This window comes from Micromonospora sp. NPDC007271 (assembly GCF_040634005.1).
GTDB lineage: Bacteria > Actinomycetota > Actinomycetes > Mycobacteriales > Micromonosporaceae > Micromonospora.
Genome location: NZ_JBEYER010000038.1, coordinates 1 through 13,474, shown reverse-complemented (window position 1 = coordinate 13,474; position 13,474 = coordinate 1). Strand labels below are relative to the sequence as shown.

Annotated in this window: 13 protein-coding genes; 9 read left to right on the top strand and 4 right to left on the bottom strand. The window is 71.9% G+C overall.

The window, feature by feature from the left end:
• Nucleotides 1–15: 15 nt before the first annotated feature.
• Nucleotides 16–2,043, bottom strand: coding sequence for an AAA family ATPase (locus ABZ570_RS15915; RefSeq protein ID WP_358063081.1), 2,028 nt, complete (start codon nt 2,041–2,043; stop codon nt 16–18).
• Nucleotides 2,044–2,267: 224 nt separating this feature from the next.
• Complete coding sequence (locus tag ABZ570_RS15910) at nt 2,268–3,653, bottom strand: ATP-binding protein (protein ID WP_358063079.1); 1,386 nt, start codon at nt 3,651–3,653, stop codon at nt 2,268–2,270.
• A 132-nt stretch (nt 3,654–3,785) separates the two neighbouring features.
• Here ABZ570_RS15910 and ABZ570_RS15905 point away from each other — a divergent pair, with 132 nt between their 5' ends.
• From ABZ570_RS15905 to ABZ570_RS15895, 3 genes are read left to right on the top strand one after another with little or no spacing between them, the layout of a single operon-like run.
• The gene (locus ABZ570_RS15905) at nt 3,786–4,367 is read left to right on the top strand and encodes a winged helix-turn-helix domain-containing protein (protein WP_358063076.1); all 582 of its coding nucleotides are present in this window, start codon (nt 3,786–3,788) and stop codon (nt 4,365–4,367) included.
• A gap of 42 nt (nt 4,368–4,409) precedes the next feature.
• Entirely contained in the window at nt 4,410–5,753 is a 1,344-nt protein-coding gene (locus tag ABZ570_RS15900; protein WP_358063073.1) for an MFS transporter, read from the top strand.
• A 34-nt stretch (nt 5,754–5,787) separates the two neighbouring features.
• A complete protein-coding gene (locus ABZ570_RS15895) occupies nt 5,788–6,639 on the top strand; it encodes a menaquinone biosynthesis protein (RefSeq protein ID WP_358063070.1) in 852 nt (283 codons plus the stop codon).
• 71 nt (nt 6,640–6,710) lie between these two features.
• Here ABZ570_RS15895 and ABZ570_RS15890 read toward each other — a convergent pair whose 3' ends face one another.
• Nucleotides 6,711–7,646, bottom strand: a complete 936-nt coding sequence (locus ABZ570_RS15890) for a hypothetical protein (RefSeq protein WP_358063067.1) — start codon at nt 7,644–7,646, stop codon at nt 6,711–6,713.
• Nucleotides 7,646–8,602, bottom strand: a complete 957-nt coding sequence (locus ABZ570_RS15885; protein WP_358063064.1) for a hypothetical protein — start codon at nt 8,600–8,602, stop codon at nt 7,646–7,648. Before ABZ570_RS15885 ends, ABZ570_RS15890 begins: the two co-directional genes overlap by 1 nt.
• Before the next feature lie 366 nt (nt 8,603–8,968).
• Between ABZ570_RS15885 and paaA the strand changes: the two genes are divergently transcribed.
• From paaA to ABZ570_RS15855, 6 genes are all read left to right on the top strand, one after another.
• On the top strand, nt 8,969–10,039 hold the full coding sequence (gene paaA, locus ABZ570_RS15880) for a 1,2-phenylacetyl-CoA epoxidase subunit PaaA (RefSeq protein WP_358063061.1): 1,071 nt from the start codon (nt 8,969–8,971) through the stop codon (nt 10,037–10,039).
• Nucleotides 10,036–10,356, top strand: a complete 321-nt coding sequence (gene paaB / locus ABZ570_RS15875; protein ID WP_358063058.1) for a 1,2-phenylacetyl-CoA epoxidase subunit PaaB — start codon at nt 10,036–10,038, stop codon at nt 10,354–10,356. Before paaA ends, paaB begins: the two co-directional genes overlap by 4 nt.
• A complete protein-coding gene (paaC, locus tag ABZ570_RS15870) occupies nt 10,353–11,078 on the top strand; it encodes a 1,2-phenylacetyl-CoA epoxidase subunit PaaC (RefSeq protein ID WP_358063055.1) in 726 nt (241 codons plus the stop codon). Before paaB ends, paaC begins: the two co-directional genes overlap by 4 nt.
• On the top strand, nt 11,075–11,551 hold the full coding sequence (gene paaD / locus ABZ570_RS15865; RefSeq protein WP_358063052.1) for a 1,2-phenylacetyl-CoA epoxidase subunit PaaD: 477 nt from the start codon (nt 11,075–11,077) through the stop codon (nt 11,549–11,551). Before paaC ends, paaD begins: the two co-directional genes overlap by 4 nt.
• On the top strand, nt 11,548–12,684 hold the full coding sequence (paaE, locus tag ABZ570_RS15860; RefSeq protein WP_358063049.1) for a 1,2-phenylacetyl-CoA epoxidase subunit PaaE: 1,137 nt from the start codon (nt 11,548–11,550) through the stop codon (nt 12,682–12,684). Before paaD ends, paaE begins: the two co-directional genes overlap by 4 nt.
• A gap of 285 nt (nt 12,685–12,969) precedes the next feature.
• On the top strand, nt 12,970–13,474 hold a 505-nt coding region (locus tag ABZ570_RS15855), incomplete at its 3' end, for a radical SAM protein (protein ID WP_358063046.1).

Sequence of the window (13,474 nt, the reverse complement as noted above, 5' to 3'; positions counted from 1 at the left end):
GGAGGCCGCCGGCCGTCAGCCGGCCAGGGGGGCGGGCAGCGGGTCGCGGTGCAGCACCGCGAGCCGGGAGACCGCCCGGGTCAGCACCACGTAGAGGCGGTGCAGGCCGCGCGGCTCGGCGGCCACGATCGCGGCCGGTTCGACGACCACGACGTGGTCGTACTCCAGGCCCTTGACCAGGGTCGCCGGGACCACGGTGACCCGCGCCGCGGCCTCGACGTCGTCGGCGGTCGCGGTCTCGACGCCCGCCTCGGCGAGCGCCGTGCGCAGCCGGTCCACCGCGGCCTCGGCGGCGATCACGCCGACCGAGCCGTCGTGCGTGAGCGCCGCGCGCACCTCGGCCACCGTCGCCGCCACCAGGTCGTCCACGGTACGCACGTCCAGTGTCCCGTCGCGGCGCAGCGACTCGGCCGGGGGTACGTCGACCGCGAGCGCCGGCAGCAGCCGGTTCGCGAACGCGACCACCGCCGCGGGCACCCGGAAGCCGACGCTCAACGGCACCACGGCCGCGCCCGGCTTGCCCAGGTGGGCCAGGGACTCCCGCCAGTCGCTGGCCGCCCACGGCGCGGTGCCCTGGGCCAGGTCGCCGAGCAGGGTGATCGAGCCGTGCTCGCTGCGGCGGGCGATGGCCCGGCACTGCATGGGGGAGAGGTCCTGCGCCTCGTCGACCACCACGTGCCCGAAGCCGCCGGGCCGCTCGATCAGCCCGGCCGCCTCGTCGATCAGCACCGCGTCCGCGGCGGTCCACTTCGTCGCCTTCGGGGTGCGGCCGAACTTCCCCGACCGCAGCAGCTCCCGCTCCTCCGGGCTGAGCAGCCCGTCGGCGGCGGCGGCGAGCGCATCGGGGTCGGTGAGCAGCGTGTGCAGCAGCCCCTCGGGAGTGAGCGCCGGCCAGACCTCGTCGAGGAAGGCGGTGACCGGCTTGGCCTTGCCCATCCGGCGCAGCCAGGCGTCGCTGGGCGACTCGGCCCGGCGGGCCTCGGACTGCCGTTGCAGCAGCCCCACCACCCGGGCCCGGACGCGCTCCCGACCGGTGGCGTACGGCAACCCCTCCCGGCGGGTCTCCTCGACCAGGCGGTGCAGCGGGTCGAGGCCGATCCGCCAGCGGAACGAGCCGTCTGACACCATGATCGGCTCGGTGGGCGTGCCGATGTGGGCGTCGACCGCGCGGCGCAGCACCTCGGCCATCCGGACGTCGTGCTTCAGGGTGGCGACGGCCGGGTCGTCGACCGCGCGTACCGGCACCCGGGCGATCAGATCCTCCACCGTCGCCTGCTCGACCTCGACCTCGCCGAGCGCCGGCAGCACCGCGGCGATGTACGACAGGAACGCCCGGTTCGGCCCGACGATCAGCACCCCGGACCGGCGGAGCCGCTCCCGGTGCAGGTAGAGCAGGTACGCCGCGCGGTGCAGCCCGACCGCCGTCTTGCCGGTGCCCGGTGCGCCCTGCACGCAGATCGAGTCGGCCAGGTCGGCCCGGACCAGCTCGTCCTGCTCGGGCTGGATGGTGGCGACGATGTCCCGCATCGGGCCGACGCGGGGGCGCTCGATCTCCGCGGTGAGGATGCGGCTGGCCGTGCCCAGTTCCTCGCCCCGGTCCAGGTGCTCGTCCTCGAAGCTGGTCAGCACCCCGGCGCTGAACCCGAACCGGCGCCGGACGGCGACGCCCTGCGGGTCGCGGGCGCTGGCCCGGTAGAACGACCGGGAGACCGGTGCCCGCCAGTCCAGCACCAGCGGCTCGCCGAGGTCGTCGGTGACGTGCCGCCGCCCGACGTGGTACTCGCGCCCGGCGTGATCGGGATCAATATCCCCGAAGTCGAGCCGGCCGAAGAAGAGCGGGGTGGTCGGGTCGTCGGCCAGCTCCTTGACCCGGCGGGCCATGTGCCGGCCCAGCTGTTCGGCGGTGTACGCGTCCCCGGCCACCTTGTCGCCGGTGGCGAAGAGGGCCTCGGCGCGTTCGCGCATCCGGCGCAGCGCCGCGCGGGAAATGGCCAGGTGCTCGCGTTCAGCAGTCAGGTCGGTGTCGAGGTCGGCTGCAGGCACGCTGAGTTCCTTGTCGGGTCGTCTGCTGCTCGCTCGCGTATCCGGGCACAGTCGGATCCGTGTCCGGCGCGGGGACGCCCGCTGCGGTGCCTGCTCACCACGGCCGTCAAGCGGCTGACCAGACTACGCCCGACAGGGCCCCGCCTCCACTCATTTTCTCGCCGTCAGTCTGGCTCGGCCCCTGTCCGGGCTGTCGTCGTCGCGTTTGCCACGCCATGGCGGGATCAGGCGGCATCAAGGATGTCGGCGGGGGTGAACGTACGGACGCCGGGATGGCTGGCCAGTGCCTCCTCCGCGCCACCGCGAGACCAGAATGCGAACGTGAGCCCAGCGTGACCTGGTGAGGGGAGATGGGCAGCCCGCCGTTGCAGGTCACTGAGGTCGCGTGGGGTGAGCGGTTTGGCCTGCCAGCGGCATTCACCGACGAGGATCGGCTCATCACCGGCGAGCCCGAGCACGTCGATCTCGACCGTTTCGTCCTTCCACCAGCGACCGACAACCGTGTCGCTGGGCAGCGCGCCCGCTGCCACAAGCCGCTGAGCGTGATCGCGGGCCGCCGCCTCGAAGATCCGGGCGAGATGCGTCTGCCACCGCCCCGAGGTGCGATGTCGTACGGCCGGGCCTTGGCCACCGTCGATCAGGTCGGCGTCGTCCCGCAGCACCCGGAACCAGTATGCGAGGTAATCGTCGGCGATCTCGTAGAGCGGGTCGGTGGAACCGCCGCTGCCGAGGGCGCGGACCACCCGCACGTAGCCGGCCCGGCGTAGTCGGTCGAGGGTGTAGTCGATGCGCTGCTGCGCGCAGCCGGCAATCCTGGACCGCCGCCTGGCGCCACCGGCCATGGCGGTCAGGACCCGCTCGTATCCACCGCGCCAGTCCAGGTCCTCGGAGAGTATGTCCGGTGCGTCGCGAAGAAGCAGTCCGCCAGGGGTGAAGGCCAGTTCCTCCAGGTTCTCTTCCACGGATCGTTCCGGCGACCAGCGGCTCAGGTGCAGTGGATAGCCACCACAGGCCGCATATGCCTGGATGAACTCAGGCGGTGACAGCTCCGGCTGGAAAGCCCGCGCATCGATGAGGGGGAACGGATCCATTCGGCGTTCGACGCTGGCGCGGCGGTGTAGGCCGCCCTGCGGGCCCAGCATCTGTTCCATCACCGCGACCGCCGAGCCCGTGAGCACCAGCATCAGCCGTTGGCTCCGAACGTGGTTCTCCCATACCGCGGAGACGGTGTCGGCAAAGTCGGCGTGCCCACCGGTAAGGCGGGGGGCCTCGTCGAGCACCACCAGCAGGGGCTCGACGCGGGCCAGTCCGGCCACGAACCGCAGTGCTGCCTCCCAGGTCGGGAAGGTCGCTGGTGCCAGGTCCGCGACCTCGTCACCGAGCTGCTCGCGTAGAGCTTCGGCGAACCGGCGAAGCTGCCGGTCGTCGGTATCTTGGCGGGTGGCCGTGAAATAGACCGCTCGCTTGCCCTCAGCGAAGTGGGTCAGCAGGTAGGTCTTGCCGACCCGGCGGCGCCCCCAGACGACGGCCAGCTCCGGCTGGCCGGTTGTGGCACGTGCCCAAGCCGCCGTGAGCTCTGCCAGTTCAACTTTCCGTCCCACGACCCTCACAAACCGACCGTACTACAAACTGTTTGTAGTACAACTGGTTTGTACCTTCTGCCGGCCATTTCGAAGGGGCACCGGACCTGGCGGGCGGCGGTCGCTGGCCCGGGTCGTCGCTGGGACGGGATCATGGGTGCCATGACCGAGGCACGCCCCGAGCAGCGCCGGGTGACAATCAGCGATCCACAGGTCATGCGGGCCCTCGCCCACCCGGCCCGCATGGCGATCATGGAACACCTCTGCACCGTGGAGGGCGGGGCGACGGCCACCGAGTGCGCCGAGATCGCCGGCCTCTCCCCGAGCGCGACCAGCTACCACCTCCGGGAGCTGGCGAAGTTCGGGTTGATCGAGGAGGCCCCGAGCCGGGGCGACGCTCGGGAGCGGGTCTGGAAGCCGTTCAGCCCGTCGTACTACATCGAGTCGGGGCAGGACGCCGATTCCGAGGCCCGAGCCGCCGAGCTGGCCCTGGTCGACGCGCACCTGGCCCGGGACAGCCAGCGCGCCCGGGACTGGATCCGCCGCGCCCCCGACGAGCCCCGCGAGTGGTATGACGCTGCCTGGTTCGCCGACATCCTGCTGCTGGTGACCCCAGAGGAGTTGACGACGCTCAACCAGGCGATCCATGAGCTGATGGACCCGTACCGGCGGCGGCTACGGAAAGACCCACCGGAGGGGGCACGCTCGGTCGCCGTCCAGTACCGGGCGCTGCCGCTCAACTGAAAGGGGTTGAGCGAACCAGGTGTGAAGGATTATCTTCGAAATATGTCCTTCACATCTGGTCCGTCGCGCTGGTCGGACGTCTGGCTCGCCACCGCCGCCCGGGGCATCTCCAGCTGTGGAGACTTCCTCGCCGCGAGCGCCCTGGCGCTGGCCCTGCAGTCCGCCGGGGCGGGCGGGCTCGCCGTCTCCGGGCTGCTCCTCGCCGCCACCCTGCCGCTGGTGGCGCTCGCCCCGCTGACCGGCCGGCTCGCCGACCGGGTGGACAGCCGGCTCCTGCTGACCGTCACCGGGCTCGCCCAGGCCGCGGCCTGCCTCGCGCTCGCGTACGCCGGGCATCCGGTGCTGGTCATCGCCCTGGTGGCGCTGCTCGCGACCGGCCTCGCGGTGACCCAGCCGGTGCTCTCCGCGCTGGTGCCCGCCATGGTCCGGGCCGAGGACTTCCCCCGGGCCGGCGCGCTCAACCAGACCGCCGGCACGCTGGGCGCGCTCGCCGGCCCGGCGCTGGCCGGAGTGCTGGTCGGCGGGTTCGGCACCCGGGTGCCGCTGCTCGTCGACGCCGTCAGCTACCTCGCGCTGGTGGCGGCCGGGCTGCTCATCCGTACCCGCCGGGGCGGACGACGGCCGGCGCCGGCGGCGACCGGTGGCGTCAGTACGGCGCCGGCCTGGCGGCTGGGCCGCGACCCGTTGCTGGTCGTCATGGTCGGCAGCCTCGCCGCGGTGATCGCCGCGGTCGGCGCGATCAACGTGGTCGAGGTGTTCTTCATCCGGGAGACCCTGCACAGCTCCACCACCGTGTACGGCCTGGTGACCGGCTCCTGGACGCTCGGCATCGTGATCGGCGGCTGGCTCTTCGCCCGGGTGGCCCGGCGGCTCACCGACGACGGCGCGCTGCTCGGGGCCGGGCTGGTCCTGCTCGGCGGCTGCTGCCTGGCGGTCCTGGCCTCGGCGGCGGTGCCGTCCGCGTGGCTGCTCGTGCCGATCTGGCTGGCCGGCGGCGTGGGCAACGGCGGCGACAACGTCTTCAACAACCTGCTGCTCGCCCGGCGGGTTCCCGAGGCGGCCCGGGGCCGGGCGTACGCGGTCTTCGGGGCGGCGGTCCAGGGCGCCGGGATGGCCGGCTACCTGGCCGGTGGCCTGCTGCTGGCGGTGGCCGACCCCCGGCCGCTCTTCGTCGGCTGCGGGCTGGTCGGCCTGCTCGTGGTCGCCGTTGCGGCAGCACCCGTGCGGCGGGCGGTACGCGCCGAGCGCGGCGCGGCCCCAGGGCTGCCAGAGACCGTTCCGGGCGTGGGGACCGGCTCCGCCGCCGGGACCGGGGTTGGTGCCGAACGGGGTGGGCGAGCGGCGGTGCCCGGTGCGGAGTTGGCCACTCAGTCGCCCCTCCGGTGAGCCGGCGGTGTGGCGCGGGGCTAACGTCGGGGGCATGGCTGACCGCATCGCCCGCCCCCGGGTGGGACACATCCAGTTCCTCAACTGCCTGCCGATCTACTGGGGGCTGATGCGGTCCGGCGCGCTGATCGACGTCGACCTGCACAAGGACTCGCCGGACCGGTTGAGCGCCGCGCTGGTCGCCGGTGACCTGGACATCGGGCCCATCTCGCACGTGGAGTACCTGCGGCACGCCGACGAGCTGCTGCTCCTGCCGGACCTGGCGGTCGGCAGCGACGGCCCGGTGCTCTCGGTCAACGTGGTCTCCACCCGGCCCCTCGCCGAGCTGGACGGCGGGCGGGTCGCGCTCGGCTCGACCTCGCGTACCGGGGTGCTCCTGGCCCAGCTGCTGCTCGGCGAGCGGTACGGCGTGCGGCCGGAGTACTTCCGCTGCCCGCCGGAGCTGACCCAGATGCTGCTGGAGGCCGACGCCGGGGTGCTGATCGGCGACGTGGCGCTGCGGGCGCTCTACGAGGCGCCCCGCAAGGGCCTCCAGGTGACCGACCTCGGGCAGGCCTGGCGGGAGTGGACCGGGCTGCCGATGGTCTTCGCCGTCTGGGCGGTCCGTCGGGACTTCGCCGCCGCCCACCCCGGCCTGGTTAAGGAGGTGCACGAGGCGTTCCTGCGCTCGCGCGACCTCTGCCTCGCCGAGCTGGACCAGGTGGCCGAGGCGGGGGCCCGCTGGGAGCCGTTCGACGCGGCGACCCTGGCGACCTACTTCCGGACCCTCGACTTCTCGCTGGGCGAGCGGCAGGTGGCCGGGCTGCGGGAGTTCGCCGGCCGCGCGGCGGCGATCGGCGAGGCGCCCGCCCTCCCGGTCGGCGGGCCCGAGTTCTTCCTCGGCTGACGCCGGAACGGCGATGTGGCGGTGCCCCGGGAGCCGGGACACCGCCACATCGGCGAACTGGGGACGGCCGGTCAGGCGGCGGGGCGGAGCAGCGCCTCGGTGATCTTCTGGCAGTTCTTCATGCCGTAGTCGTAGCCCATGTTGATCGGGTAGCGGACCATCACGCCCATCGTCCAGGTGTCGCCGATGGCCAGGCAGTTGATGTGCATCTCCTGCTCGCGCTGCCGGTCGATCCAGCCGTTCTTGATCGCGATGGTCTTCTGCACCTTTGCCGGGAACGCCTTGCGGATGCCGAAGTCGCCGTCGCCGCGGACCAGCCGCATCTCGTCGAGCAGCCACTTCGTCCACTTCGGCCCGGCGGCGCGGCCGTCGTCGATGCAGAGGCCGAGCCGGGCGGTGTCCCGCGGGGACAGCTCGGTCCGGCTCCAGCCGCCGTCGCTGGAGACCTTGCTGTCGGTGAGTCCGCACGTCTTGATCAGCCGCTTGATCGACTCCGAGCGGCCCACGTTGTTGTAGAACTGCTCGGCCCGGGTGTTGTCGCTGTCCCGGATGATCTTCGTGGCGTCCGCCAGCTTCGCGGCGCTCGGGGTCTGCCCGGCCTCGGCCGTACGCCGCAGGTAGTCGGCGACGATCCAGGACTTGATCATCGAGGCGGTGGTGCTGGTCTCGCCCATGTTCTTCGAGCCGATGATCTTCCCGGTGCGCTTGTCCAGCACGCTCCAGGAGTACCAGCCCCGGATGCCGAGACCGTCCAGGTCCTGTGGGCTGAACGGCAGCGGCTCCAGCGAGGGGGACGGGGAGGGCGTCGGCTGGGGGCGCGAACTGCGGTCGGTCGGCGTACCCGTGGACCGGCCGCTCGCCACGGCCTGGTGGGAGGTGGTGGGGCGCAGCGGGGACCCGGGCACCAGCCGGAGCGAGACGAGCACCAGGCCGACCAGGGTGATCGCGACGGCGCTGAACATCAGCGGCCGGTGCTGGCTGCCGGCCCGCCGTCGCTTGCCGGCCATCAGAGCTTCCCGACCGGCTGCTGCGGCACCTTCAGCGCGGCGCCGGGCTGCGGGGTCACCAGCTGGGTGGCCACGCTGGCGCAGACATCCGCGCCATATTCCAGGCCGCTCTTGTTGGGGTAGCGCATCATCACGGCCAGGGTCCAGTCGTCGGTGATCGCGAGGCAGTTGACGTGCCACTGGACGTCGGCCCAGAGCATGGTGAAGCCGTTCTTGATGCTGACCGGGCCCTGCTGCTTGATCGAGTCCGGCAGGCCGTCGATGATGCCCCAGCGGCCGCCCTGAACGGTCGTGGACTTCTGGTCCTCGACGCCACCGCGGACCTTGGTCATCTCGTCCAGCACGAACTTGGTCCACTTCTCGCCGGCGGCGGTGCCGTCGCCGATGCAGTCACCCATCCGCACCGCGTCACGCGGGGACATCTGGGTGTACGCCCACTTCGCGTTGGTGGATTCGATCTCCGTGTCGGTCAGCTTGCACATCTTGATGAGTCGTTCCAGCACCGGGCGTCGCCCGCCGGCGTTGTAGAGCGCCTCGGCGGATTTGTCGTTGCTGTCCCGGATGGCCGTGACGATCTGCTGCTTGCGGTCGGTGCTCAGCGGCTTGTCGCCGAGCCGGCGCAGGTAGTCGGAGGCGATCCACGCCTTGATCATCGACTCGGTCGAGTTGGTGGACGTCATGTTCTTCGCGCCGCTGATCTCGCCGGTCTTCCGGTCCATCAGGGCCCAGGAGAAGAACTCTCCCTTGAAGTTCACCGAGACCGGGGCGTTGGCCAGGGTGGGTGGGGGCGGCGCGGTGGGCGTGGGCGCGGGCACCTGCGCCACGCCGCCGCCGATGCCGCCGAGGCCGGTCAGGCTCTCTCCACCGGTGAGGCGGGCGTACGCGGCGGGCACCAGCATGACGCCGCCGAGGAGGACCGCCACGATGGCGAGCACCATGGCCACGCGATGTCGCATGAGCGGATGAACTCCAGTGTCTGGCCGGGGGGACCGGCTTTTCCGAAGGTGTCGGCCTGATCGCCGAGGCCGGGGGAGTGGCCTGGAGCCGGTGGCGATCGTCAGCAGCCGATCGGTGTGCCGGGGGAAGTCTACTTCCGGACCGGCCGGATACCAGAGTTCGACACCTGGCAACTCGCCGTGAAGGCGGGGTATTGGGATGTTGTGCCGCCCTTGCGAGGGTTCACGGTTGATACGTGGCGGACGTCACATAGCTCCACCCCGTCGCGGCTCGTCACCTGAAGCGGTCATCCGGTGACGGAAGGTGGCAGGCGAAACGTGTTACACCCTCTGGTGTTGTCGGTGGAAAGCTGTAACACTGGCCTCATGTATGGCAACGACTTCGCTCCGCCCGAGGACGGTCCGGGTGGTGGCCTGCTCGGCGAGGTGGAGGCGGCGGAGGCGGCCCTTCGGGAAGCGGCGGCCCGGGCCCGAAGCGGCGGTCCCGCCCCCGACGACGACCTCGAGGCGTACTTCGCGGACGTGATCGCCGCCGATCAGAAGATCGAGCCGCGCGACTGGATGCCGGAGGCGTACCGGAAGACGCTGATCCGGCAGATCGCCCAGCACGCGCACTCCGAGATCATCGGCATGCAGCCGGAGGGGAACTGGATCAGCCGGGCCCCGTCGCTGAAGCGCAAGGCGATCCTGCTGGCCAAGGTGCAGGACGAGGCCGGCCACGGCCTCTACCTCTACGCGGCGGCCGAGACGCTGGGCATCAGCCGCGACGAGCTGGTGGAGCTGCTGCTCAACGGGCGGCAGAAGTACAGCTCGATCTTCAACTACCCGACGCTGACCTGGGCGGACGTGGGCGCGATCGGCTGGCTGGTCGACGGCGCGGCGATCGTCAACCAGGTGCCGCTGTGCCGCTGCTCCTACGGCCCGTACGCCCGGGCGATGATCCGGGTCTGCAAGGAGGAGTCGTTCCACCAGCGCCAGGGGTACGAGATCCTGCACACCCTGGCCCACGGCACGCCGGGGCAGAAGGCGATGGCGCAGGACGCGGTGGACCGCTGGTGGTACCCGTCGCTGGCGATGTTCGGCCCGCCCGACACCGACTCGACCCACTCCGCGCAGTCCATGGCCTGGAAGATCAAGCGCTTCTCCAACGACGAGCTGCGCCAGCGCTTCGTCGACATGTGCGTGCAGCAGGCCGAGATCCTCGGGCTCACCCTGCCCGACCCGGACCTGCGCTGGAACGAGGAGCGGCAGTCGTACGACTACACCCAGCCCGACTACGACGAGCTGATGCGGGTGATCAAGGGCGACGGGCCGTGCAACCGGGAGCGGATGGCGCACCGGCGCCGCGCCCACGACGAGGGCGCCTGGGTACGTGAGGCCGCCGCGGCGTACGCCGCCAAGCGGGCGGAGAAGAACAAGGAGAAGGTGGCAGCGTGAGCGAGCGTAGCGAGCAAGCCGGTCGGCTCGGCGTGAGCAATCCTTCGCCTCTCTGGGAGGTGTTCGTACGGGCCCGGCGCGGCCTGTCGCACACCCACGTCGGCAGCCTGCACGCGCCCGACGCGGAGCTGGCCCTGCGCAACGCCCGGGACCTCTACACCCGCCGCCAGGAGGGCGTCTCCATCTGGGTGGTGCCGGCCGGCGCGATCACCGCGTCCAGCCCGGACGAGAAGGACGCCTTCTTCGACCCGGCGGCCGACAAGGTCTACCGGCACCCCACCTTCTACGAGGTCCCGGACGGGGTGGCACACCTGTGAGCAGCCTGTTCGACTTCGCCCTCGCCCTCGGCGACGACGCGCTGATCGCGGCGCAGCGGCTCGGCGAGTGGACCTCCCACGCGCCGGAGATGGAGGAGGACATCGCGCTGGCGAACATCGCCCTCGACCAGCTCGGCGCGGCCCGACTCCTGCTCACCTGCGCGGGCGAGCTGGAGGGGGCCGGCCGGGACGAGGACGCGCTGGCGTACCTCCGCGACGACCGGGAGTTCCGCAACTGCCTCCTGGTCGAGCTGCCCAACGGTGACTTCGCGGTCACCATGGCGAAGCTGTTCTTCCTCGCCGCGTACCAGCTGCCGCTCTACACGGCGCTGGCCGGGTGCGTCGACGAGCGGCTCGCCGCGATCGGCGCGAAGGCGCGCAAGGAGTCCGCGTACCACCTGGACCACGCCGGGCTCTGGGTGCAGCGGCTCGGCGACGGCACCGAGGAGTCGCACCGCCGGATGCAGGCCGCGGTGGACCAGGTGTGGCCGTACATCCACGAGCTGTTCGCGCCGTGGCCCGGCGCGCCGGTCGACCCGACCACCCTGCGGGCCGACTTCGACGCCACCGTTGACGCCGTGCTGGCCGAGGCGACGCTGACCCGGCCGGCGGACGGCTGGACGCCCGGCGGCGGCCGGGACGGCGTCCACACCGAACACCTCTCGTACCTGCTCGCCGAGATGCAGGTGCTGCACCGCGCCCACCCGGGGGCGCGCTGGTGAGCAGCCCGAGGGAGGTCGTGGCGGCGGTGGTGGACCCGGAGATCCGGGTCGTCACCATCGACGACCTCGGCATTCTCCGCTCGGTGGACGAGGACCCGGCCACCGGCCGGGTGGTCGTCACCATCACCCCCACCTACACCGGCTGCCCGGCGATGGACGTGATCCGCGCCGACATCCGCCGGGCGCTGGCCGCCGCCGGCCACCCCGACGCCGAGGTCCGCACGGTGCACTCCCCGGCGTGGAGCACGGACTGGATCTCGGAACGCGGCCGGGCCAAGCTGGCCGCCGCCGGGATCGCCCCGCCCCCGCCGGCCCGGGCGGGGAACGTCGTGCCGCTGACCCTCGCCGTCCGCTGCCCGCGCTGCGGCTCCCCGGACACCGAGCAGGTCAGCCGCTTCGGCTCCACCGCCTGCAAGGCGCTGTGGCGCTGCCGCTCCTGCTCCGAACCCTTCGACCATGTGAAGGCGCTGTGACTGTCACCATCACCCGCCCGGTCCGTCGCCGGCCGGCCTTCCACCCGCTGCCGGTCGTCGCCGTCGACCGGCTCACCGACGACGCCGTGGCGATCACCTTCGCCGTGCCCGAGGAGCTGCGGGAGACCTTCGCGTTCTCCGCCGGCCAGCACCTCACGGTCCGTCGTCCCGCCGGAGGCGGGCCCACCGGCTCGGCCGGGGCGAGCGGGGAGGACGTGCGGCGGTCGTACTCGATCTGTTCGACGCCGCAGGAGCTGGCGCGGCACGGGCGGCTGCGGATCGGGGTGCGGGAGATCCCGGGCGGTGCCTTCTCCGCGTACGCCTGCGGTGCGCTGCGCGACGGGGACACCGTCGAGGTGCTGCCTCCGCTCGGCCACTTCACCACGGCGTTCGCGCCGGACCGGGTCCGGCGCTACGGCGCGGTGGTCGCCGGCTCCGGGATCACGCCGGTGCTCTCGCTGGTCGCGACCGCGCTGGCCGTCGAGCCGGCCAGCACCTTCACCCTGGTGTACGGCAACCGCACCGCGAACTCGGTGATGTTTGCCGAGGAGCTGGCCGACCTGAAGGACCGGTATCCGACCCGGTTGCACCTGGTGCACGTGCTCTCCCGGGAGCTGGGCGAGTCGCCGCTGCTGTCCGGGCGGATCGACGCCGACCGGCTGACCCGGCTGCTGGACACCATCGTCCCCGGCGACGCCATCGAGGAATGGTTCCTCTGCGGCCCGTACGGGATGGTGGTGGACGCCAAGGCGGTGCTGGCCGCCCGGGGCCTGCCGGATTCGGCGGTGCACAGCGAGCTGTTCCACGTCGACGCTCCGCCGGAGCCGGTCCGCCGCCCCGCCGACCAGCCGGGCACCGGCGCCGAGGTGACGATCGTGCTGGACGGGCGCTCGTCCAGCTTCACGATGGGGCGGGACGAGCGGGTGCTGGATGCCGCGCTGAAGGTCCGCGGCGAGCTGCCGTACGCCTGCAAGGGCGGGGTCTGCTCGACCTGCAAGGCCAAGGTGGTCTCCGGCGAGGTGACCATGGCGCGCAACTACGCCCTGGAGCCGGACGAGGTGGCGGCCGGGTACGTCCTCACCTGCCAGTCCAGCCCGGTGACCGACACCCTGACGGTCGACTACGACGCCTGACGCGTACGACATCTCGTTCTACATTCGGGTGCATGCCTTCGTCACGTACGACCGTCGGCTGTTGGACGCGGCCAAGGCCGTCGGCCTGCCGGTGGCGAGGCCGGGCATGAACTGATCGTGGCTGCCGCCGGAGGCCCTTGCGCGGCTCGACGAGCCGGGCACACCGCTCGTCGTCACCTCCGGAGCTGATGACGTCAACGACTCACCAGCCATCGCCCGCTCAGCGGGTCACACCGCCACGCACCGCCGGCGGGCGCGCTGCTTAACCGGCGTACTCTCGGGGGCGTGACGACGGTGAGCGTGGAGATCGACGACATCCTGCAGCGCGGCGCGGACGGCGGGCGGATCACTCCCGAGGAGGCCCTGCTGCTCTACACCGAGGCGCCCTTCCACGCGCTCGGCGAGGCGGCGGACGCGGTGCGCCGGCGACGCTACCCCGACAACATCGTCACGTACCTGATCGACCGCAACATCAACTACACGAACGTCTGCGTGACGGCGTGTAAGTTCTGTGCCTTCTACCGGGCGCCGAAGCACAAGGAGGGGTGGACCCACCCCACCGAGGAGATCCTGCGCCGCTGCGGCGAGGCGGTCGAGCTGGGCGCGACCCAGGTGATGCTCCAGGGCGGCCACCACCCGGACTACGGCGTGGAGTACTACGAGGAGCTGTTCTCCGCGGTCAAGAAGGCGTATCCGCAGCTCGCCATCCACTCGATCGGGCCGAGCGAGATCCTGCACATGGCCAAGGTCTCCGGTGTGAGCCTGGACGAGGCCATCGCCCGGATCAAGG

Coding starts and splice junctions, on each gene's coding strand:
- ABZ570_RS15905 (WP_358063076.1), top strand. CDS start 3,786: ATGACCGAGGCACGCCCCGAGCAGCGCCGGGTGACAATCAGCGATCCA.
- ABZ570_RS15900 (WP_358063073.1), top strand. CDS start 4,410: ATGTCCTTCACATCTGGTCCGTCGCGCTGGTCGGACGTCTGGCTCGCC.
- ABZ570_RS15895 (WP_358063070.1), top strand. CDS start 5,788: ATGGCTGACCGCATCGCCCGCCCCCGGGTGGGACACATCCAGTTCCTC.
- ABZ570_RS15890 (WP_358063067.1), bottom strand. CDS start 7,646: ATGGCCGGCAAGCGACGGCGGGCCGGCAGCCAGCACCGGCCGCTGATG.
- ABZ570_RS15885 (WP_358063064.1), bottom strand. CDS start 8,602: ATGCGACATCGCGTGGCCATGGTGCTCGCCATCGTGGCGGTCCTCCTC.
- paaA (WP_358063061.1), top strand. CDS start 8,969: ATGTATGGCAACGACTTCGCTCCGCCCGAGGACGGTCCGGGTGGTGGC.